General features: G+C 46.7%; 1 rRNA gene. It reads left to right on the top strand.

The annotated features are described in order from the left end of the window. Nucleotides 1–124: 124 nt before the first annotated feature. A 5S ribosomal RNA gene (rrf, locus tag KVT11_RS20950) occupies nt 125–214 on the top strand; the annotation flags it as partial.

Raw genomic sequence — 214 nt, 5'->3', positions numbered from 1 at the left:
CTGAGGTGGAAGCGTGGTGACACGTGGAGCTGACAGATACTAATAGATCGAGGACTTAACCTATATTCTAATGTGAAAAATGAACATTGTTATCTAGTTTTGAGAGAACATTCTCTCCATCAGGTTTGGTGGCGATAGCGAAGAGGTCACACCCGTTCCCATACCGAACACGGAAGTTAAGCTCTTCAGCGCCGATGGTAGTTGGGGGTTTCCC

The organism is Bacillus sp. GbtcB10, from assembly GCF_019091365.1.
Lineage (GTDB): Bacteria > Bacillota > Bacilli > Bacillales > Bacillaceae > Bacillus > Bacillus altitudinis.
The sequence above is the reverse complement of the archived record's forward strand: the minus strand, read 5'-3'. Positions and strand labels throughout refer to the sequence as shown.